Raw genomic sequence first — 21,582 nt, 5'->3', positions numbered from 1 at the left:
GGGGTATGCAACGACCATGTTGTTGTCGTTTATCGTCGCCGCCACGGCGCTGGCGGCGACGCTGACCCTGGCCGCGCCAGTGCAGGCCGCGATGATCGACACCCGTTTCGACATCTGCTCGGCACTGCGCAACGGCACCAGCCTGGCCAGCATCGAGACCACCCTCGAGGCCCGCGGCTACACCGCAACTAACGCCGGCGCCCTAACCGGCACGACCATTCGCCAGCAGTGCCCCGATCAAGCCGCTGGTGTGATGGCGCAGTTAGGCCGGCAGCGCGGTTAGGCCACACCCGGCCTTCCACCTGTCACCATTGTCGTGTGAGCGCCGCAATCTGGGTGATATTGATTCTCTTGGCCATAGGCATCGTGGTCGAGAGCCTTCTACGGCTTAGGAAGTGGCTGAACAACTCGCCGCCCATCCCAGGACCCAAAGAGCCGCCTGAGGGCGACGCCTGACGGACGCCGGTTAGCAGCCCACCTCGATCTTGAACGGTGCCGTAAGTGAGACGCGTGGATCGTTAAGCTGAGATCCTTCGGCTGTGCCCGTGATGGTGTAGGTGCCGTTGGCGAAAGTGGCTTTCGCCTCACCGGCTCCGACATCGGCAACGCCGGTGAACCCCGCGAAGTTATCGATATTGACCGATTCAAGCTTCGGCTTCTCCGAATCGAGCTTGAGCAAGACTCGGACGTTCGCTGGTGCGGCGGAGATGTTCGTGGTCAACAACCACTGCACCTGATTACAGGTGATGGCGTGCGAGGTGCGCGTGTTGTTGTCGACCGTGATTCGAGCGGTCTTCTGCGCCACTTTGTCCGAATGCGCAGAGCAACCCGCGCAGGACGCCACCACCAGCACAACGGTCCCTACCGCGGTAATGAGCCGACTTCCCACCGCGCACCTCCATCCCGACAGCCGCTTGGGCGCATGCCGTCGTCGCACGCTTTTTCTACCAGCCGCAAGGCCGCGCGCGCGAGGGAATGTGCAGGGTCGGCTAGGTGAGCGAGATCCGGCCCATGAGCAAGTCGATGATGGGCTTGCCGGCAGCGAAAGTTCCGGTATTCGATGAATTGACGTGCCCGTAGTCGACAAGCAGGGTGACACCGTTGACGCCAGCGGCAGCGTCACTGTTGAGAAATGCCATCACGTTGCCCATCTGCTCGGGCGTGTGAGTAGCGACGCCGGTGGCCTCCCGGTAGTCCTGCGCGAAGGTCAGCCATAGGTCAGCGTTCGCGCGGGCCAGGGGAGTGTCCGTCGGGCCGGGGCAGATCGCGTTGATGCGCACGCCCTTGGCCAGGAATGGAAATGCGTGCGTCGCGACATAGGCGTTGATGGCCTGCTTGCTGGTGCCGTAATGGCCGAACGCATCCGCCTCGTGGGCCTTGACCCAGGCGTCAGCCGACTCGAAGTCGGGCGTGGCCAAGAACTCCTGAAGCCGTGGCAAATCGCTTTCCCATCCGATGCCGGCCACCGAGGAGATGAAGCAGATGGCCGAACCGCGGTTCAGTTGACCGTTGTTCATCAGTCGGTCGATCACGTGGCGATGGCCGATGAAGTTGATCTTCATCAGGTCTGGACCGTCGGCGATACCGGCGGCGGAGAACAGCGCGTCGACGGGCCCGCCGACCTGCTCGAGTGCGCTGTCGATCGATGCCGGGTCACGCAGGTCGACCTGGATTCCGCGGCCGAGTTCAGCGGCCACCGGGGCGTAGTCCATGTTGATGACCTCGGCTCCGAGAGCGGCGACGATCTTGGCCGCCGCAGCGCCCATTCCGGTGGCTCCTCCGACTATCAGCGCCCGCTTGCCGTCGTAGCGGAACTGCTCGATACCAGTCATTTCAATCCTCTCTGGGAACGCCAACTGTAAGGCTCACGAGTACTGTACGGGAACAGATATTTGGTATATATGGCGGTCGTTTCGGCGGATGGTGTTACTTGCGTTTGCCACGTTCGGCGACGCCGCGCACCACGGTGTCGCGGGCATTGGTCAGCGCCGCATGCTTGCCCTGGGCGCGCACGATGTTCTCCGGCATCCACAGGATGTCCATCACGCAGCGCGACAGCATCGCGAGCGACGGCGGATCCTCGATCCGGATGTCACCGGACTGGATTCCTTCCGACAGCAGCGCTCGTAGCTGCCGGAGTCGCATGGTGAACGCCAGACCAGGGTTGGGTGTGTCTGGCGGCGACTGGCGCATCCAGGCAAGTTGGATCTTCCACTCGTCGGGAAATTGGTCCAACGCGTTGATGTTGACCCAACTCAACGCATCGAGTTTCTCGACTGGCGTGGCCGCGGTGCGCAGCACAGCGGCGAATCCGCCGCCGGCCTTTTTGCCGAACGACTCCATGATCGAGGCGAGCAGTTCGTCCTTTGATCCGATCAGCCGATACACCGTCCCGGTGCCCAGACCCGCTGCGGAAGCGATATCTCTGATGGTGGTGACCTCGTAGCCTTTTCGGCCGAACTCGGCTCGTGCTATCGCACGGACATGGGCGGCTTTGTCGTTGGCCTCGGACTCACCCTCGTCACGCCATGTCTTGATCGCCGCCTCGGCGGCCGCGAAAGCAGGGGAGCGATCCAGTTCCCGATCGCTGTGCGGTCGACTGGCCAGACCATGCAACATGATGCGGCACAACACGACTGCCGTCTGGTCGGCGGCGGCGGTATGCCGGATGATGTCAAGCCCGACGTGCATCATTGTCTGGCAAATCCGGTCGGCCAGTGTGGGGAGATCGATATCGGATCTGATGTAGCCGCTCCATCGACCGGCGCGCAGCATTTGCAGCATCGCTTGCTGGACTGCGGTGGGCGGTTTCTGAAGCAGTTCCACGAGCTCCGGATTTGCGTTCGGCGCCTCATAGAACGACATCTGCAGGGCGGCGCGATGCTGCACCGCGCAGCGCGCGATCGCAGATCCCAACTCGAAGATCTCGTCGGCGGCGGAGCGCGAGTCGGGCTTGTCCAATTTCTCGTGGGCGATCTCGCCGATGCGGTCCAAGTCGGCGTAATAACGCCGGACCAACTCGACGAGGATCGCTTCTTTCGATTCGAAGTGGTGATACAAGCTGCCCGGCAGAATGCCCGCGGCGTCGGCAATCTCCTGCAAAGACGTGCGCAAACCCGAGGAAGCAATCAATGACGCAGCAGTCTGCAGGATTTCGGTGCGGCGAGTGCCGTCGTCGTAGGCGCCCGCCCGCGCATTGGCCGGCGTCATCGAAGCACGTCCGGCTCGGCCAGCCCGGACCAACGAATCGGCATCGGGCAAGTCTAGGCGGGCGGAGCTTCGAGCGGCTGCAGCCTCGGATGGTTGCTGAAGTCCCACGACACCTCCCTGGCCGTGATCCGTTATTACTATCCAGCCGTTGCCCGAGTGACCGAATATTTGGTTTTACGCTACCAGGCTGTTATGGCGGCGGGCTGCGCCTCATTGTGAAAACACGTTGACGCCCAGTCTTTCGCAGACAGCGAAGACCTCTTCGAAAATCGACCCTGGAACTGTGAACGGCTCGGTGGCAGACACTTCGGATAGGTGCGCCGCGACATCGTCGGCGGTCGGGTTGCTGCCAGGGTCGGCGAGCCAACCCTCGCCGAGCCCTACAAAGACGCGCGAAAAGCGACCGGCACAAGCCGAATAGTTGTGATGGGTGAAATCGCAAGCCCGACTCGCCAGGAATGCAACGATCGGCACGACCAGCTCAGGCTGGATGACTTTCACAAAGCCGGTCTCCTCAAGCGCTTTGGGGTCGCCGACCGTTTCGGTGACCATGCGCGAAAAGCCGAACGGCAGCACGGTATTGGCGAGGATCCCGTGCTGGGCGCCTTCGATGGCGATGACATTGGCCAGCCCAACCAGACCCGCTTTGGCCGCGGCGTAGTGGGCTTCCAGCGGTTGGCCGAACATGCCGCCGGAGGAGGAGATGAACACAAACCGTCCGTAGCCGGCCGCCTTCATCTCCCGATATGCCGGTTGGCTCAAATAGAACCCGCCGTCCAGGTGCACGCTGAGCATCCGTCGCCAATCGGCCTGCGACAGATCCTCGAAGGGCACGCTGTTGAAGATGCCGGCGTTGCTCACCACCGCGTCGAGTCGACCGAATCGGTCGATAGCGGTGCCGACGATCGCTTCGCCACCCTTGGGGGTATCCACCGAATCATGTGACGCTGCGGCGACACCACCGGCGCGCTCGATCTCTTCGACGACCGCGTCGGCGACGCTGGTATCCGCACCGTCGCCATGCATGGATCCGCCGAGGTCGTTGACCACGACCGCGGCGCCGCGGCGTGCCAACTCGAGCGCGTACAGGCGTCCGAGGCCGCGGCCGGCGCCGGTGACGATCGCCACCTGCCCGGTGAAGTCGATCATGTTTGTCCTCCCCAAAAGTCAGTGCAGGACTGATCCGGCGAATTGCGCACCCAACTCGACGAGATAGCGGTCGGGGCCGCCGAGAAATGCGTTCCAGCTCAGTAGGCGCTTGAGGTAGAGGTGGGCGTCGTGTTCCCAGGTGTAGCCGATACCGCCGAATACCTGGATGGCGTTGTCCGCGACGGTGGCCAACCGGCCGGCGAAGGCCTTGGCTCGCATCGCAGCCACATGCCGCTCGTCACGATCGGCGGCGTCGGCCGCCCAAAGTGCGTGGATGACGCCACTGCGGGCGAGTTCAACCGTCTCGTACATATCGACGCACAGGTGCTGGACGGCTTGGAACGCACCGATCGGTTGGCCGAATTGACGCCGCACCTTGGCGTATTCGACGGCCAGATGCAAGACTGCGCGCGCGGCGCCCAGCGCGTCGGCGGCCCAGGCGACGACCACGTCATCGACGAGCTCCTCAACCGTATCCGGCGATCCAGTGGCCAGACGTTGTGCTGGCGTGTCGTCGAGTGCGACGCGAAATTGCTTGCGGGTCTGGTCTATTCCGGGCTGTGGCGTAACTCCCACGCCAGGCGCCGGCATCTGGACGGCGAAAAGCCCTGTGCCGCCGGGTTCATCGGCCAGCACTAGCAGCACGTCGGCGGCGGCGGCATCCCAAATGTTGTCGATCGTGCCGCGCAGCGCAACGCCGTCACCCAGCTCGACGACCGTCGGGCGGACACCGTCGAGCGGGCCCACCGCGGCAATGTTGGAACCGTTTGCAATCCCGCTGAAAAGCGGTGCAGCCGAGCTGCTGTCCACACCCAACCGCGTCAGTGCGCGAGGCGCCGCGACCGCGGTGGATAGCCACGGTCCGGGATGCAAGCCGGCACCGAGCTCCTCGAGCACGATGCCGGCCTCGACCATCGTCATGCCGGCACCGTCGCATTCCGGTGGGACCAGCAGGCCGCTGGTTCCCAAGTCGGCGAGCCCTCGCCAGACCGCCTCGGTCGTGCCGGTGGGATCCTCGAGCATCGGGCGGACATGGTCGGCGATCGACGCTTTTTCGGCCAAGAAGCTCCGCACGGTGTCGCGCAGTGCGATCTGCTCGTCGTTCAGTTCCAGGTTCATGAGCGTGGCAACCCGAGGACGCGCTGCGCGGTGATGTTCTTGTTGATCTGGGTTGTACCGCCGGCGATGGTGAGCGAACGCGACGTCAAGCGATAGTCCGCCCACCGGCGACCGTTGGGGTGCGATCCCAGCAGGTCGAAGGCCAGCGCGGCAATCTGCTGCCCGACCTCACCCCAGATCGTCTTGGCCAGGCTCGCCGACCCGAATGCGTCACCGCCGTGCAGGATCGCCGAGATCGAACGCTGACACAGCACCTCGAGATACTTGATACGCAAGGCGATTTCGCCGAGGCGCCGCAACGTCGTGGCATCTTCGAGTGTCGGTCGACCATCGATGTCGACGTCAGCGAGGTCGGCTACCAATTCCGCTAACCGCGTTTGCATCTCGGTGTAGAGGCGCGCAGCACCGGCGCGCTCGTGGCTCAGCGTGGTTGTGGCAATCTGCCAACCGCCGTTTTCCGGGCCGAGCAGGGCATCGGCGGGCACCCGCACGTCATTGAAGAAGACTTCCGCGAAATCGGCCTCGCCGCTGAGCGTGACGAGCGGCCGGACCTCGATGCCGGGCAGCGACATGTCCACAATCAGGCAGGAAATACCCTTGTGCTTGGGCGCGTCCGGATCGGTTCGCACGTAGAGCTGACACCAGTCGGCTCGATAACCCATCGACGTCCAGATCTTCTGGCCAGTGACGACGAAATGATCGTCGTCGCGCACGGCGCGGGTACGCAGCGAGGCGAGATCCGAACCCGCCTCGGGCTCCGACATGCCCTGGCACCAGATTTCGTCGGCTCGCATCATCCGGGGGAGCAGGGTGCGCTTCTGCTCTTCGGTGCCGTATTGCATGATCGCGGGTGCGATGTTGTTCATGCCGATCACGTTGAGCGGCATCGGCACCCGCGCACGAGTTGTCTCCTCGGCGTACACCAATTGCTCGAGCACCGTTGCGCCGCGGCCGCCGTATTCCTGCGGCCAGGAGACTGCGGCCCAGCCGGCGTCGGCCATCGTCGCATTCCATGCTCGAAGCGTCTGGAACGCGGCGTCGTCCCTGCCTCGCCGGCGGCCAGCGGCTACAACGTCGTCGGTGAGGTTCGCGGCCAACCACGCGCGTAGCTCCTTGCGGACCTGCTCCACCTCGGGTGGGTATGAAAAATCCACGTTGCTTGGTTTACCTCACGCGTTTGACTTGGGCCAAGCGCGACTTTACGTTGGAACAGATATTTGGTCAACGAGGTCCGCGGCGTTCGGAGGTCGTGTGTGGCAAGCGACGCTTCTGGTGATCGGTTGCAGGCCCTGGGCATGCTCGCATCTGCACTTGCGGGCCGGCCGATAGCGGTCGCCGAACTGCCACCGGGTGCACCGACTTGGACTGACGGCCAGACGATTTTCGTCGATGCCGCCGCGCGAGCCCGCGCGACGCTCCAAGCGATTGCGGTGCAAGCGTCGTTGATCACAGCGGGCAGCCTTGATCCAGAAATCCTGCGCTCCCTGGTCCGCCGGCGTCGGCTGGCCAAGCGCTACCTCGCAGTCGAGGGTCACCGCGCACTAGTCGCCAACGGTGACCTGTTGCCGGCCATCTTGGCGTCGTTGAGCGATCCCGATATCGCAAGCCGCAGCGATTCGCCGGCCGCATCGCTGCGAATTGCCGGCGGGCGGGCACGGATCGACGAGCCGACGCCGCAATTCGGCGTGATCCGTGCGTCGAAGGTGCTTGTCGCGTGCTCCCGAGCGGCCGCTCAAGAAGAGCAGTCCAGCCGTCAACATATGCCGCGGGGCCGTGTGGCGAAGGAACTACAGGACCTCCAAGACGACGAGATCGACGATTCCGACGATCCCGACATGTTCACCAGTCCGGTTGGCGGAGGCGGCTTTATCGGCAGGTGGCTGAAGAAGATGCTGTCTTCGGCGCGCAAGACCGGTCGCGGGGGCGGGCCACCCGGCGCGGATAACCCGACGCACCGGATCAACTCCGGTAATCGCGGCGTGCATGCCGCGTCATCGCTCGCGTCAATGTCGAGCGATGACGGCGGAGATGTCCAAGACCATTGGATTCTGGCTGCTGGTGGCGTGACGTATCCGGAATGGGACGTCTCCCGCAAGGGATACCGCGATGCCTGGTGCACCGTGTACGAGGTCGAGCCGGAGATCAAGGCATCGGCAACCCATGAATTCGACGACGCAATCAGCATGCGGCGCCCGCTGTCTCGGCTTGGCATGGGTCTGCACCGCCGCCACCGCCAGCCGCAGGGCGACGACATCGACATCGACGCGGCGGTCGAAGCGCGCGTCGAGGTGCTCGCCGGCTCGGTCCCCGACGAGGCGGTCTACCTCGACAGCCTGCGGCGCCGGCGCGACCTGTCGGTGTTGCTGCTGCTCGATGTGTCGGGATCGACCGGCGAACCCGGCACAGTCGGCCAGACGGTGCACCAACAGCAACGTGTGGCAGTCGCCAACCTCATGGTTGCGCTTCACGACCTGGGTGACCGGGTTGCGCTCTACGCCTACTACTCGCAGGGCCGGCGCGCGGTGAGCATGGTGCCCATCAAACGATTTGACGACCACCTGAACACCCAGGCCATGCGGCGGCTGAACAGTCTCGAACCCGGCGCATACTCCCGACTTGGCGCGGCCATCCGGCACGGCTCGGCAGTCTTGGAGACCCGCGGGGGAACCTCGCGGCGGCTGTTGGTGGTGCTGTCGGACGGGCTCGCATATGACCATGGCTACGAGCGGGCATACGGCGCCGCGGACGCCCGTCGTGCATTGACGGAAGCCCGCCGCCGCGGCACTGGCTGCGTATGTCTGACGATCGGCGCAGGAACCGACGTGCAATCGCTGCGCAGGGTCTTCGGTAACACCGCACACGCGACGATCGCGCGTCCAGATCAACTCGCTGATGTGATCGGGCCGCTTTTCCGATCCGCGTTGCGGTCGGCAGAGGTTCGCCGGAAGGTGTCGTGAGGAACGCCTGATGCCATGTCCCAGAACGTAGTTGGCGCACCAGTGTCTCGCCCACCATCGTCATGGCGCTTGAAACAAACATCTGTTCCGGTTAGGCTAAATTCAAGCGGAGGATCGGAAGGGAAGCAATGGCCAACCAGTCCGGGCTTGATAGCCGGAGCAGCGCGGTCCTAGAGGCGGAGATGGTGCGGCCCTATTACGAGGCGGTCGGCAGCGAAGAGGCCATTTTCAAGGCGGCATACCGCCAAGGGCTGGCCCTCGTTCTGAAGGGGCCGACGGGTTGCGGTAAGACCCGATTCGTTGAGGCGATGGCCTACGATCTCGACCGGCCGCTGATCACCGTCGCCTGCCACGACGACCTGACCACCGCGGACCTAGTGGGTCGGTATCTGCTGCGTGGCGACGAGACGGTGTGGATGGACGGGCCGCTGACCCGCGCGGTGCGTGAGGGAGCGATCTGCTACCTCGACGAAGTGGTGGAAGCCCGACAAGACACCACCGTGGTGTTGCACCCGCTTGCGGATCACCGGCGGCAGCTGCCCATCGAACGTCTCGGTATCACGCTGGACGCGGCGCCCGGATTCGGCCTGGTGGTGTCCTACAATCCCGGCTATCAAAGCGTGCTCAAGGACCTCAAAGATTCGACGCGTCAGCGAATGGTTGCGATCGAATTCGGCTTTCCTACAGCCGATGTCGAGGAGGCGATCGTTGCGCATGAGGCTGGCGTAGACGGTCGCACCGCAGCCGAGCTGGTGCGTTTCGGACAGGCCATCCGCCGGCTGGAAACCGGCGGGCTGCGTGAGGTCGCATCGACACGCGTGCTGATTGCGGCGGGCAGGCTTGTTGCGGAGGGGCTGACGATGCCGGAGGCGGCGCGGGCGGCGATCGCTGGGCCGCTCACCGACGACGTGGCGGTGGGCAAGGGCCTGGGCGAGATGATCGAAATCTATCTGGGCGGAGCGTCTGATGTTTGACGCTGTATACCGCCGCCGCTAAAGTCTGAACAAATATTAGGTTTGCCGCAGTGCGGCGTGCGTGAGGTTTTCACCCGGGAGGTCAGATGTCCTACGAAAGCACCGCAGAGCCGATCAAGGTCGGCTACCTGATGGACTTCACGCTTCCGCCGATGTTCCCCGAGGAGATGAAGGCCGACTTCACCCGGTGCTTTGACCTCATCTTCGAAGAGGCCGCCGAACTCGGCGCGATGGATCGGCCCGTGCAGATGATCTACCGCGAAGTGGAGGGCTTACCGAAGGGATCGGTCAAGGCGGTGATCGATGCGTTCGGAGAACTTGTCGACGAAGGCTGTCTGGTGGTGTTCGGGCCACACATCACCGACAACTGCGTACCGACCCGCGAAGCGATCGAAGAACGGTTCAAGGTTCCGGCGATCGCCGTGACCGGCACCGACGACTGGTTGGGCGAGTGGACGTTCTCCTTCCCGCAGGGCTCGATGACCGACGAGCCGATATTCATCGCGGACCTCGTCGCCAAACGCGGACTGTCTGAGATCGGAGTTCTCGTCGAGCAGAACCTGATTGGCGAAAGCTACCTGAAGAATTTGCGAAGTGCGTGCCAGCGCAAGGGAATTCGCATCGTCGCAGAAGCGGCGATCGCCCAAACTGCCCAGGACATCAATGAAGCCGTGCGTACCCTGCACGACGCGAAGGCGGAAGCGATTGTGCACTTGGGCTTCGGTTTCGGGATCGTGTTCATCAATCCTGCGCTGGAGGCCGTCGATTGGGATCCGCCGCGATTCACCACCACGGCCTTCCAGAACGCCTGGGTGAATCCGATTATGTGGAACGCGTTCATGGGTTGGGTCGGGGTGGACCAGTACGACGAAGAGAATCGGATTGGCCAGGACTTCCTCGACCGTTACGCGCAAAAGTACGGCGGCAGGCGTCCCGAATACTGCGTGCCGGTGGTCAACCGTGATGTCGCCGCGACGCTCGTGCGTGCATTCACCGATGCGCATCCGCTCAGCCCGCGTGGGGTCAAAGAGGCACTGGAGCGAGTGAAGATGATGCCCGCCGCTTCGGGCGCGCCCGGCACCCGGGTGTCGTTCGGCAAGTGGACTCGGCGTGCGTGGATGGGTGCCGGCTATCTGGTGGCACGCTCACTCGACGCCGACGGGATCAACTCGCACTTGGTCGATCGTTTTGGACAGGAAGGCTGAGGAGGAATGAGTACTGAGCAGTCCACACCGCCTGCCGCCCAACAGAAGCCGGGATCTTCGGAGCGCGGCGATAGGCGGGGCTGGGGTGGTTGGGTCGCCGGCGCTGCCTTGGCGGCGTTCGTACTCTTCTTCATCGCGAACTGTCGCGTCGCCCTCGACCCGCGCGTCGCCAACCCGAACGTGCACGGCCGGCCCCGACCGGTGAAGTTCACCTTCGGGCTGGACTACATCACCTTCTTGGATGCGGCCACGGTGGTGGCGCTGATCGTGCTGCTGCTCGTGTTCATCAGGGGCTGGCGCCGTAATCCTGGTAGCCCGGTGATGCTGATGTTCTTGTGCACCACGCTGATTGTGTGGCAGGACCCGATCATGAACTGGTCGCCGTTCGCGGTCTACAACCCCGATCTCGTTCACTGGCCGGAATCCTGGCCGCTGGTGTCGTTGTCGCCGACGGTCGAACCGTTTGTGGTCTTCGGTTACGTCATGTTCTATTTCGGGCCTTACTTCCCGGCAGTCTGGATTCTGCGGAAGCTACAAGCCAAATACGGGCCTACGTCATTCGTCTCGCGCCACCCGCTGGTCAGCCTGGGCCTTCTCGCGCTGGTGATCGGCTTTGTTTTCGATGCGTTCCTGGAGAACATTCTTATCCACTGGGGCATGTATATCTACTCGCAAGTTATTCCGTGGGGCTCGGTGTTCACCGGTACGACATTCCAGTTCCCGCTGATCTGGGAGTCGTTCTCGGTGTGCTTTGTGATGGTGCCGGCAGCGATCCTCTGCTACCGCGACGACACTGGTAAATCGGTGGCCGAAAAGCTCGCTGCCAAGGCCAAGCTGTTCCCGACGCGACCGGTTCTGGGCACGTTCCTGGTGATGTTCGCCATCATCAACGTGTCCTACTTCGCCTACGGCGGATGGTTCTGGGTCATCAAGGTCAGCCATGCCGCCACGTCCGTGGCTTGTCCGTGGCCGTACCCCGAAGCCAAGGTGTATGACCCGCAAGGATTTTACGAGAGGGAAGGCGCACAAGGTCCGTTCTCAGTCGGTATCTGGTCAACCTGGGCGAGCGGGGAGCCGAACGGACGGCCGCACGTCGACCCGCCGCGGGCGGGCCAAGGCCGCTGCGAACCCGCGAGGACGAATGGTTGAGCCGCGTACCGCTGTCATTACCGGTGCGTCCCGCGGGCTGGGGTTCGCATCGACCGTGCGCCTGTATCGCGAGGGGTGGCGCGTGGTCGCGGCCATGCGGACACCCGATCAGGGAATGGCGCTGTTGCGCCAGGCAACAGGCGCCACTGCCGACGACGATCGGCTGATCGGCGTTCAGCTCGACCTGGTGGATCAGGCGTCGGTCGCGGCCGCAGCCAAGACCATCTGCGAAGCCGTGGGCACACCGTTCGCGATCGTGCACAACGCGGGGATCTCCGCCGCGGGCATGGTCGAAGAGACCGATATCACGTTGTGGCAGAAGATGTTTGCCACGAGCATCCTCGGCCCCGTCGCGCTGACCCAGGCTCTGCTGCCGTCGATGCGAGCAGCGGGCCAAGGGCGCGTCGTGTTGGTATCCAGCGCCGCGGGGGTACGCGGCCAGCCGGGCACGGCGCCGTATTCGGCGGCCAAGGGGGCGTTGGAGCGATGGGGTGAGTCGATGGCGGTCGAGATCGCCCCGTTCGGCCTCGGCGTCACCGTGCTGGTCGCCGGCACCTATGACACCGAAATCATCACCGATGCGGGCACCACCGACGATCGCGATTTTGACGGCCCCTACGCCCGGCTGCACAACACGATGAATACCCGCGGGCGCTTCGCGGTCAGTTTCGCCAGGCCACCCGAGCGATTCACCGACGGCCTTCTCAAGGCGGTCGATGATCAGCGCCCGTTCCGACGCCGCGGTGTAGGCCCAGACGCGTCGATGTTGTTGGCGTTCAACAGGATTCTTCCGGCCATGGGCATGCACCACATGTCGCGGATCGTGCTGGGCATACCCAGACAGGGTTCGATGCGGGATGGCGCATGGCCGTTGACGGCGGGCCAGCGGGCGATGGTGTTGGTCGCGCGTGTTCTGCCGCAGCCGGTGATGAAAGGCCTGGCGTCGTTAGCGGCCAAGCGCCGCAAAGGAAATGAGGAATAGAGATGGAACAGCTTTTTGACGACCTCGAGGATTTCGGCTCGTTCGATGACGCGATCTCCGGCGACGTGCGTGACCCGTACACCGAACTGGCGCGGCTGCGCCGCGAGGAGCCGGTGCAACGACTTGAGACGTCCGGCGCGCTTCCGCACGAGGAATCACTGCCGATGTTCATCGTCTATCGCCATGAGGACGTTCAGCAGATGCTGCGCGACAACGAGACGTTTTCATCATCGGCTGTCATCGCCGCGTTCGGCCCCGTGCTGGGCGAAGGCGTGATGCTCGGTATGGACGAGCCAATCCACGGCCGGTTGCGATCGTTGGTGTCGAAGGCGTTCTCGCAGAAGTCGTTGGCGCGCTGGCAGGACGAGCTGGTCGGGCGTGTGGCGAATGGCCTGATCGATAAGTTCGCCCCTAACGGCAAAGCGGATTTGGTTAAGGAGTTCACCTTCGACTATCCGAGCCAGATCATTGCGGGTCTTTTGGGCTTACCGGAGAAGGACTACCCGCAGTTCCAGCGGTGGTCGATTTCGCTGCTGAGCTGGCTGATGAACCCGGAACGTGGGCTTGCGGCCTCGGCTGCCCTGTGCGACTACTTCGCACCGATCCTCGAGGCCCGTCGTGCCGAGCCAAAGGACGACTTGATCAGTGCGCTCGGCGCGGCCGAGATCGACGGCGAGAAGCTCGCGGACGAGGAGATCTTCTCGTTCCTTCGGCTGCTGCTGCCCGCCGGCGTTGAGACGACCTACCGGGCGCTGGGCAGCCTGCTGTTCGGCCTGCTATCAGATCCCGCGCAGCTGGACGCCATCCGCGCCGACCGGTCGCTGCTTCCAGCGGCCATCGAAGAGGGTGTGCGGTGGGAACCGCCGCTGTTGACCATCACCCGGGTGGCGACCTGCGACACCGAACTCGGTGGGGTGGCGATCCCGGCGGGTGCGACGGTGATGCCGATGCTGGGTTCGGCGAACCGGCAAGAAGATCGTTATCCCGACCCGGACACGTTCGACATTCACCGTCAGGCCAAGGCCAATCTGGGCTGGGGGCACGGCGTGCACGTCTGCCTCGGCATGCATCTGGCACGGCTCGAAATGCGCACCGCTATTAACCTCTTGCTCGACCGGCTGCCGAATCTCCGGCTGGACCCCGATGGCGACGACCCGCACATCCGCGGGCAAGTCTTCCGGTCACCGACGTCGCTACCAGTGCTGTTCGACGCCCAGTAGCCACCCCGCAACGGTTGCATCTTGTCAATCGGCTAGTTTCCAGTAAGGCTCTCCGTAGGGGTCTACCGAGTCAAAAGAGAGTGACAGACATGACTGAGGCTGTAAAGGTTCGCTTCGAGCCGAAGATGATGATCGACGGCAAGCTCGTCGAGGGCCAGGCCGGCACCTTCACCAACATCAACCCGGCGACCGAGGAGTCGCTCGGCGAGGTCGCCGACGCCTCGAAAGAAGACATGCACCGGGCCATCGACGCCGCCCGGCGCGCCTTCGACGAGACCGACTGGTCGACCAACCGCGAGCTGCGCAAGCGTTGCCTGCTGCAGCTACACGACGCGATCGAAGCCGAGAAGGAAGAACTGCGCGAGGAGCTCATCCTCGAAGTCGGCTCTCCCCGGGCCATCACATTCGGCCCACAGCTCGACGCCCCGCTGGCCGACGGACTGAAGTACCCGGCCAGACTGATCGACGAGTACGCGTGGGAGACCGACCTGGGCGACCGGGTGATCAGCCTCACCGGCGCGAACACTTCCATCAAGGTCTGGCGGGAGCCGGTGGGCGTGGTCGGTGCCATCGTGCCGTGGAACTTCCCGTTTGAGGTGACGATCAACAAGCTCGGCCAGGCGCTGGGCACCGGCAACACAGTCGTGCTCAAGCCGGCGCCGAACACCCCGTTCAACGCGACCCGGCTGGGTCGGCTCATCGCCGAAAAGACCGATATTCCCGCCGGTGTCGTCAATGTCGTGACCGCGTCGGATCACTTTGTCGGCGAGGAACTTACGCTGTCGCCCAAGGTCGACCTGATCTCGTTCACCGGCTCCACGGTGGTCGGCAAGCGGATCATGGAAAAAGGCGCGGCCACCATGAAGCGGCTGTTCCTTGAGCTCGGCGGCAAGTCGGCCACCATTGTCTTGGAGGACGCCGACTTCGGGTTGGCGTGTGCGATTGGCATCGCCCCGTGTATGCACGCGGGGCAGGGTTGCGCCAACCCCACCCGGATGCTGCTGCCGCGTTCTCGCTATGACGAGGGTGTGGCGATCCTCAAGAGCATTTACGAGAACGTCACCTGTGGTGACCCGCAGGACCCCGGCACCCTGTGTGGGCCGGTGATTTCGCAGCGACAGTTCGACCGCGTAACCGACTACATTAAGAAGGGCGTCGACGAAGGTGCCACCGCGCTGGTCGGCGGTCCCGGTGCGGAGACCGGTTTCGACAAGGGATATTTCGTCCGGCCAACGCTTTTCACCGATGTCGACAACAAGATGACGATTGCCCAGGAAGAGATCTTCGGTCCGGTGTTGTCGGTCATCCCGTTCGACGACGAAGAAGATGCGATCCGGATCGCCAACGACAGCCCATACGGTCTGGCCGGCAACGTGATGTCGGGCTCGCTGGAGCATTCGCTGGCCGTGGCTCGTCGGATCAGGGCCGGCTTCATGGGCGTCAACGGCGGCGCACCCTACGGCGCCGATACGCCGTTCGGCGGATACAAGGACAGCGGCGTTGGCCGCCAGAACGGTGTCGCCGGTTTCGACCAGTACACCGAGGTCAAATCCGTGGGGTACCCCGCGGGCTGACGACCTGCGGCAATTCAGCCTGTCAGCGGGCTACCTTTGTCCCGTGACCGACGCCGGACAAGCGCAGCAGCGGGCGACCGGCCGCAGGCTGGCGATTCACTATGCGACGGGCCTTGCTTGCGGCCACCTGATTGGTACTGCGGATGCCGCCGCGATCGTCATACCGTTGCACGGTCAGTTCGCCCACGGTGCGCAGGCGTATTTCGCTCCGAGAAGCCTGATCATCGCGGCGGTCGTCGTTGTTCTGGGAACCGCGGCCGTCGCGATCGGCGGTGTCATGAATCTCGTCCCGGTCCTGCGATGGTACGTCGGTAAGCAGCAACCGGATCCCGATCAACGGCGAACGGCCATGCGCCTGCTCGGCCGGCAGTCGATGATCCTGGCGTTGGTGTGGGCGGTGAGCGGCGTGAGTTATCTCTTGCTCAACCTTGACGGACTTGCGGCCCTTGCGGTCCCGACCCTGTTGGCGGTTGTCTTCGGCGGGACCGCGGCGGCAAGTCTGAGCCTGCTGCTCACTCAGCGGTCCCTTCGCCCGATTCTGCTTGCGGCCACGCAAGGCTCGGAAGGCCTTGTGGTAGCGCCCCGTGTCCTTACCCGACTTATGGGCATGTGGCTATTGGGTAGTGGACTGCCGTGCGCCGCGATCGCAGGCTTGGTTTTAACTCGCTCGAACGGCTGGATCATCCAGAAGACCGGGTCGATCGAGATGCCCATTCTGGTGGTAACGCTTGTCGCGATACTTATCGGACTGCCGGTGATGATCATGACGTCGCGATCGATATCGGATCCCATCGGCGAGGTCGTCGACGCTATGGCAGAGGTCGAGCGAGGCCGAATCGACACCTCCGTCGGAGTCTACGAGCGCTCTGAAATCGGTCGTCTGCAAAGCGGATTCAACCGGATGGTCGCCGGGATCGCCGAACGCGATCGACTAAGAGATCTGTTCGGCCGTCATGTCGGTGCGGATGTGGCCAGCCGCGCAATCGAAGAGGGCACTTCGCTGTCAGGCGAAGTGACCGAGGCGGCAATCCTTTTCATCGACCTGGTGGGCTCGACGATGTTGGCGGCCAGCCGACCGCCGCAGGAGGTCGCAGAGGTACTCAACGACTTCTTCCGAATCGTGGTCAGCGCCGTCGACGAACGGAATGGCTTGATCAACAAGTTCCAGGGAGACGCCGCGCTGGCGGTCTTTGGTGCGCCGCTGCCCGCGGATGGATCGGCGTCGGCGGCGTTAGCCACCGCCCGTAGCCTGCGCAGTCAGCTGCGCCGGCTACCTGTGGTCGACTTCGGGATAGGCGTATCCGCCGGGCGCGTGTTCGCCGGTAACATTGGCGCCGAAAACCGTTATGAATACACCGTTGTCGGCGACGCGGTTAACGAAGCTGCACGGCTGGCCGATTTCGCAAAAGAGTTGGACCGGCGAATCGTGTGTTCCGCAGCGGCGATAGATCGTGCCGATGCGGCCGAGCGACAGCACTGGATTGCACACGGCGACACCGTGCTGCGGGGGCGCTCCGAGTCAACCCGCGTTTGGACACCTGCGGCCGACGGCTAAGAGCCGTGCGACTCAGTGGTCGTGGATGATGACGCCGCGAATGTTGCGGCCCGCGAGCATATCGTCGTAGGCCTCGTTAATGTCGTTGAGTTTGTACTCGGCGGTCACCGTCTCATCGAGCAGAAGCTTGCCGTCGCGGTAGAGGCTCAGCAGTCGATGTATGTCGGCACGCGGGTTGGCCTCGCCGTAAAGACTGCCCAGCAGCCGCTTTTGAAATAGCGTAAACATCGCCATCGGGAGGGTCGCGGTCACCTCAGTTATCGATGCCAACGCCGTCAGCACCACCGCTCCGCCTTTGCGGACGATGTCCAGCGCCTCACCGATCATGCGGCCCTCGGCGAGCCCAACCGTCAACAAGGCCGAGTCGGCCATGACACCACGCGTCAACTCACCGACCAAAGCAGTGGCTTCGGCCATCGAAGTGGCGAAATGCGTTGCCCCGAACTGGAAAGCCTTGTCTCGCTTGCTTTCCACGATGTCGACCACCACAATCTTCTCCGCGCCAGACAGTCGCGCGCCCTGGATGGCGCCGCTACCGATGCCGCCGCAGCCGATCACCACGACGATGTCGCCCGGGCGAACCTTGGCGGTGTTGACCGCTGATCCCCAGCCGGTGGTAACCCCGCAGCCAAGCAGGCACGCGCGCGGCAGCGGAAGGTCGTCGTCGATCTTGACGATCGATGTTTCCGGCACCGTGCCGTACTGCGCGAATGTGCCCAAAAAGCATGCGGCGCCCACGTCGTTGTCCCCGGACCGCCGCCGATACGTGCCATCGAGCTGGGTGCCAGCCAGCAACATCGCGCCCTGGTCGCACAGGTTCTGTTGACCGCTTGCACACCAACGGCAGCGCCCGCACGCCGGAAGAAAAGACGCCACCACGTGGTCGCCAACCTTCAGATCGCGGACGCCCGGGCCTACCTCCTGCACAACGCCAGCGCCCTCGTGTCCACCGACGATGGGCAGCGGCACGGGAAGGTCGCCGGTGCGGACGTGATGATCTGAGTGGCAGAGCCCGGCGGCCTCGAAGGACACCAGGACCTCACCGTCCTGCGGGCCGTCGAGGTCTAGCTCCTCCATGCTCCATTCGGCGTTGAATTCCCAGAGAACCGCGGCATTCATCTTCAAAGTGATCACCCCTGCTGCGAGACAAGTGGGGCGAGTCTAGGACGAGCCAGACGCGCGACGCGGGGGATTCGACATTTGCGTGCCACCCATGCCGTATGCCTTACAGTTGTCGGGTCAGTCGCGCCTAACCGTCGCAACTAACCGAAAGCGAGCAACTCCGATGTCCATTCCGCGATACCCGGACGACATCACCCGCGAGTGGCTCTCGGCGGTCCTGAGCAGCAGCAACACCCCTTTGCGGATCTCGGAAATGAACGTGGCCGCCATCGGCACCGGGCAGACCGGGGCGACATATCGGGTGTCAGTCGACTACGCCGATGACGCGGGAAGCTTGCCTGACACCTTCGTGATCAAACTGCCTGCCCACGACGACACTGTCCGCGATCGGGTGGCCATCGGCTACCGCAGCGAGTGCGCCTTCTATACCGGGGTCGCCGACCGTGTGCAGGTGCCGACGCCTCAATGCTTCTACTGCGAGATCAGCGACGATGCTCTTGACTACGCGCTGCTGCTGGCCGATCAGGCGCCCGCGGCGCAAGGCGATCAAATCGCGGGCTGCGGTGAGCGGGAGGCGCGGCTGGCCGTCACGGCGTTGGCCGGCCTGCACGGTCCGACCTGGTGCGACCCGGTCTGGTTGGATTTCCCCGGCATCGCCTTCGCCCGGCCCGATGAAGCGTTGGCTAAAGGTCTCGGTGAAGTTGCGCGGATGAGTGGTGAGATCACGCTGGATAAGCTCGGCGAGCGCATGAGTGCAGCCGATCGAGAAACCTTCACCGCGGCAATGGGTTTGGTGACGCCATGGCTGCTTGCCGAGCGCGACCGGTTCGCTTTACTGCACGGTGATTACCGCCTTGACAACATGCTGTTCTATCCCGACGCCAGCCGTGTCACCGTGGTGGATTGGCAGACGCTCGGGGTCGGGCTGCCCGCACGCGATTTGGCCTACTTCACCGCGACAAGCCTCAAGCCGGAACTGCGCTGCGCGATCGAGAACGACCTCGTCGACGACTACCACCGGGCGCTCTCCGGATACGGGGTCACCGGCTATGACCGCGAAACCTGTTGGCGTGATTATCGACTGGGGATGCCGCACGCACTGTTGATCTCGGCTCTGGGATTCGCGTTTGCCACTGCTACCGACCGCGGTGACGACATGGTGCTCACCATGTTGGCTCGCGGCTGCCAGGCGATTCGGGACCTGGGCACCTTGGAGCTCATCGGGCAGCACGCCGATCAGTATTGCGTCGAGCCCTGATCGACGGAGATCGCCGCGGCGGTGACGTTTCGCGATTCGTCGCTGGCCAGCCAGCACACCGCGTCGGCGATATCTTCAGGCTCGGCCACCCAATTCGGCAGAAACGGGGTGAGCACATTGGCCAACTGCGGATTGGTTTCGCTGACCCGCGCTATCGCGGCGACCATGTCGCCGCTCCCCATCGCCGAGTTGACCGGACCGGGGTGCACGCTATTGACCCGGATCGAATGCTTGCCCAGCTCGGCGGCGAACGCACGCGCCATTCCGGTCACCGCGTGCTTACTCGCGGTGTAGTGCACCATGAACGGCTGCATCTTGATGCCTGCCGCCGAGCTGATCAAGATGATGGAGCCGCCGCGACCGCCGTCAATAATCTTTTGCGCGCCGGCCATTACCGTGTTCCACGTTCCCGTCACGTTGACGTCCATCACGTCGCGAAACGACTCGGGGGTGATCTCGTTCCACGCCTGCGGTGCCGAGATGCCGGCGTTGGCGACGATGACATCCAGCCGCCCAAGCTCAGCCACGCCGTCGGCGACCGCTTCACACAATCCGTCGAAGTCGCGAATATCGATCGCTGACACGATTATTCGACGGTTGGCGGCTTCGACGAGCCGGGCGGTTTCGGCCAGGTCCTCCGGGGTTGCCGAATCGTAGGGCACACAGGACGGCAGCTTGCCCGCGACATCGACGGCGATGATGTCGGCGCCCTCGCGGGCCATTCGGACCGCGTGCGCGCGGCCCTGGCCGCGTGCAGCTCCGGTGATGAATGCCACCTTGCCCGCCAGCCGGCCACTCATGCGTGCTCCATATCGTAAACGTCACTGTAACGCGAACGATATTACGTCACTGCTTGCGCTGCGCTGCCTTGACTAGGTTCGACCCGATGATCAGCCGTTGAATCTCACTCGTTCCCTCGTATAGCCGCAACAGCCGAACGTCCCGATAGATGCGCTCCACCGGCACTTCGCGCATGTATCCGCTGCCGCCGTGAATTTGGACGGCGAGATCGGCCACCTTGCCCGCCATTTCGGTGCAGAACACCTTTGCCGCCGACGGCGCGACCCGCCGGTCCTGGTCGGTGAGCCAGAGCCGTGCAGCGTCACGGACCAGGGCGCGGCCGGCCATCACCCCGGTCTGCTGGTCGGCGAGCATCGCCTGCACGAGCTGGAAGTTCCCGATCGGAGTGCCGCCTTGGGTGGCGGTGGCCGCGTACGTCACGGATTCGTCGAGTGCCCGTTGCGCGGCTCCTACGGCCAGCGCGGCGATGTGGATTCGCCCCCGTGCCAGCGAGGTCATCGCCGCGCGATAGCCGATGTCCTCACTGCCGCCGACCAGCGCGCCGGCCGAGACGCAGACGTCGATGAAACGCACGTCGGCGGTCCAGGCGCCTTCCTGCCCCATCTTGGCGTCCTTGGGCCCGACCTCAACGCCGGCGGCGTCCGCGGGAACCAAGAAGACAGCGATACCCGGGCCGGCGTCGTCGGCTGGACGGGTCCGGGCGAAGACCACGAACAGATCCGCGACCGGTGCGTTGGTAATGAACCGCTTCTCGCCGGAAATCACCCAAGCCCCGTCGCTGTCGTGAATGGCCTTGGTACGCAATCCCGCCGGGTTGGATCCAGCCCCGGCCTCGGTCAGCGCGAACGACGCGACCTTGCCGGACGCCAATGCTTCCAGCCAGGTGGCCTTCTGCTCGTCGGTGCCGAATCCGACCAGGACTTGGCCCGCGATGCCGTTGTTTGTGCCGAACATCGAGCGAAGAGCCAGCGAGGTGTAGCCCAGCTCCATCGCCAGCTCGACGTCTTGAGTGATGTCCAGCCCGAGTCCGCCCCACTCCTGGGGGATGGCGTAGCCAAACAAGCCCATGTCCTTGGCCTGGTTCCGAAGATCGTCGGGCACCCGGTCGGTGGCCAGGATTTCCTGCTCACGCGGGACGACGACCGTGCGGACGAATTGCCTGGTCTGCGCCAGGATCTGCTGGAAACTGTCGTCGTCGACGGCGGCAGCGGTCATCGATCTGCGTTCCTTCCGAGCTTGTTGCCGGGGAGCCCCGTGAGGGGAAGCACCGCGCGATCATATATGAAATATGATGTGCGATGATGTGG

At 64.0% G+C, this 21,582-nt stretch carries 19 protein-coding genes; 10 read left to right on the top strand and 9 right to left on the bottom strand.

Features of this window, described 5'->3' with window-relative positions; genetic code table 11:
* A partial coding sequence (locus tag WB785_RS01055) for a DUF732 domain-containing protein (RefSeq protein ID WP_424076850.1) occupies positions 1-283 on the top strand: 283 nt, incomplete at its 5' end.
* Positions 284-466: 183 nt separating this feature from the next.
* On the opposite strand, the gene WB785_RS01050 is transcribed toward WB785_RS01055, so the two are convergent.
* The 6 genes from WB785_RS01050 to WB785_RS01025 form a co-directional block, all read right to left on the bottom strand.
* Positions 467-853 (bottom strand): lipoprotein LpqH, encoded by a 387-nt coding sequence (locus WB785_RS01050; RefSeq protein WP_424076849.1) that lies wholly within the window; start codon positions 851-853, stop codon positions 467-469.
* Between the two features lie 136 nt (positions 854-989).
* A complete protein-coding gene (locus tag WB785_RS01045) occupies positions 990-1,832 on the bottom strand; it encodes an SDR family oxidoreductase (protein WP_424076848.1) in 843 nt (280 codons plus the stop codon).
* A 94-nt stretch (positions 1,833-1,926) separates the two neighbouring features.
* Complete coding sequence (locus WB785_RS01040; RefSeq protein WP_424076847.1) at positions 1,927-3,210, bottom strand: TetR/AcrR family transcriptional regulator; 1,284 nt, start codon at positions 3,208-3,210, stop codon at positions 1,927-1,929.
* Between the two features lie 210 nt (positions 3,211-3,420).
* Positions 3,421-4,359: an SDR family NAD(P)-dependent oxidoreductase gene (locus WB785_RS01035; protein WP_424076846.1), complete on the bottom strand. Its 939-nt coding sequence runs from the start codon at positions 4,357-4,359 to the stop codon at positions 3,421-3,423.
* 18 nt (positions 4,360-4,377) lie between these two features.
* Entirely contained in the window at positions 4,378-5,478 is a 1,101-nt protein-coding gene (locus WB785_RS01030) for an acyl-CoA dehydrogenase family protein (protein ID WP_424076845.1), read from the bottom strand.
* On the bottom strand, positions 5,475-6,632 hold the full coding sequence (locus WB785_RS01025) for an acyl-CoA dehydrogenase family protein (protein ID WP_424076844.1): 1,158 nt from the start codon (positions 6,630-6,632) through the stop codon (positions 5,475-5,477). The genes WB785_RS01030 and WB785_RS01025 overlap by 4 nt, the downstream gene beginning before the upstream one ends.
* Before the next feature lie 99 nt (positions 6,633-6,731).
* Here WB785_RS01025 and WB785_RS01020 point away from each other — a divergent pair, with 99 nt between their 5' ends.
* The 8 genes from WB785_RS01020 to WB785_RS00985 all read left to right on the top strand — a co-directional run bounded on the left by WB785_RS01020 (position 6,732) and on the right by WB785_RS00985 (position 17,094).
* Positions 6,732-8,435, top strand: a complete 1,704-nt coding sequence (locus WB785_RS01020) for a nitric oxide reductase activation protein NorD (protein WP_424076843.1) — start codon at positions 6,732-6,734, stop codon at positions 8,433-8,435.
* Positions 8,436-8,563: 128 nt separating this feature from the next.
* On the top strand, positions 8,564-9,409 hold the full coding sequence (locus tag WB785_RS01015) for a CbbQ/NirQ/NorQ/GpvN family protein (protein ID WP_424076842.1): 846 nt from the start codon (positions 8,564-8,566) through the stop codon (positions 9,407-9,409).
* 86 nt (positions 9,410-9,495) lie between these two features.
* Positions 9,496-10,614 carry an ABC transporter substrate-binding protein gene (locus WB785_RS01010; RefSeq protein WP_424076841.1) on the top strand — a complete coding sequence of 373 codons (1,119 nt, stop codon included), beginning with the start codon at positions 9,496-9,498 and terminating at the stop codon, positions 10,612-10,614.
* A 6-nt stretch (positions 10,615-10,620) separates the two neighbouring features.
* Complete coding sequence (locus WB785_RS01005; RefSeq protein WP_424076840.1) at positions 10,621-11,763, top strand: spirocyclase AveC family protein; 1,143 nt, start codon at positions 10,621-10,623, stop codon at positions 11,761-11,763.
* Positions 11,756-12,745 carry an SDR family oxidoreductase gene (locus WB785_RS01000; RefSeq protein WP_424076839.1) on the top strand — a complete coding sequence of 330 codons (990 nt, stop codon included), beginning with the start codon at positions 11,756-11,758 and terminating at the stop codon, positions 12,743-12,745. The genes WB785_RS01005 and WB785_RS01000 overlap by 8 nt, the downstream gene beginning before the upstream one ends.
* Before the next feature lie 2 nt (positions 12,746-12,747).
* The gene (locus WB785_RS00995; protein ID WP_424076838.1) at positions 12,748-13,965 is read left to right on the top strand and encodes a cytochrome P450; all 1,218 of its coding nucleotides are present in this window, start codon (positions 12,748-12,750) and stop codon (positions 13,963-13,965) included.
* Positions 13,966-14,054: 89 nt separating this feature from the next.
* Complete coding sequence (locus tag WB785_RS00990; RefSeq protein WP_424076837.1) at positions 14,055-15,539, top strand: aldehyde dehydrogenase family protein; 1,485 nt, start codon at positions 14,055-14,057, stop codon at positions 15,537-15,539.
* An 88-nt stretch (positions 15,540-15,627) separates the two neighbouring features.
* On the top strand, positions 15,628-17,094 hold the full coding sequence (locus WB785_RS00985; protein ID WP_424076855.1) for an adenylate/guanylate cyclase domain-containing protein: 1,467 nt from the start codon (positions 15,628-15,630) through the stop codon (positions 17,092-17,094).
* Between the two features lie 12 nt (positions 17,095-17,106).
* Here WB785_RS00985 and WB785_RS00980 read toward each other — a convergent pair whose 3' ends face one another.
* Entirely contained in the window at positions 17,107-18,219 is a 1,113-nt protein-coding gene (locus tag WB785_RS00980) for an NDMA-dependent alcohol dehydrogenase (RefSeq protein ID WP_424076854.1), read from the bottom strand.
* Between the two features lie 160 nt (positions 18,220-18,379).
* Between WB785_RS00980 and WB785_RS00975 the strand changes: the two genes are divergently transcribed.
* Positions 18,380-19,474 (top strand): phosphotransferase family protein, encoded by a 1,095-nt coding sequence (locus WB785_RS00975; RefSeq protein WP_424076836.1) that lies wholly within the window; start codon positions 18,380-18,382, stop codon positions 19,472-19,474.
* Here WB785_RS00975 and WB785_RS00970 read toward each other — a convergent pair.
* Complete coding sequence (locus tag WB785_RS00970) at positions 19,453-20,274, bottom strand: mycofactocin-coupled SDR family oxidoreductase (RefSeq protein ID WP_424076835.1); 822 nt, start codon at positions 20,272-20,274, stop codon at positions 19,453-19,455. The genes WB785_RS00975 and WB785_RS00970 overlap by 22 nt on opposite strands.
* Before the next feature lie 46 nt (positions 20,275-20,320).
* The gene (locus WB785_RS00965) at positions 20,321-21,490 is read right to left on the bottom strand and encodes an acyl-CoA dehydrogenase family protein (RefSeq protein ID WP_424076834.1); all 1,170 of its coding nucleotides are present in this window, start codon (positions 21,488-21,490) and stop codon (positions 20,321-20,323) included.
* Positions 21,491-21,582 lie beyond the last annotated feature (92 nt).

The organism is Mycobacterium sp., from assembly GCF_049585075.1.
In the GTDB taxonomy this organism is placed as follows: Bacteria; Actinomycetota; Actinomycetes; order Mycobacteriales; family Mycobacteriaceae; genus Mycobacterium.
Note: the sequence above shows the minus strand (reverse complement) of the source record. Positions and strands in the feature narration are given on the sequence as shown.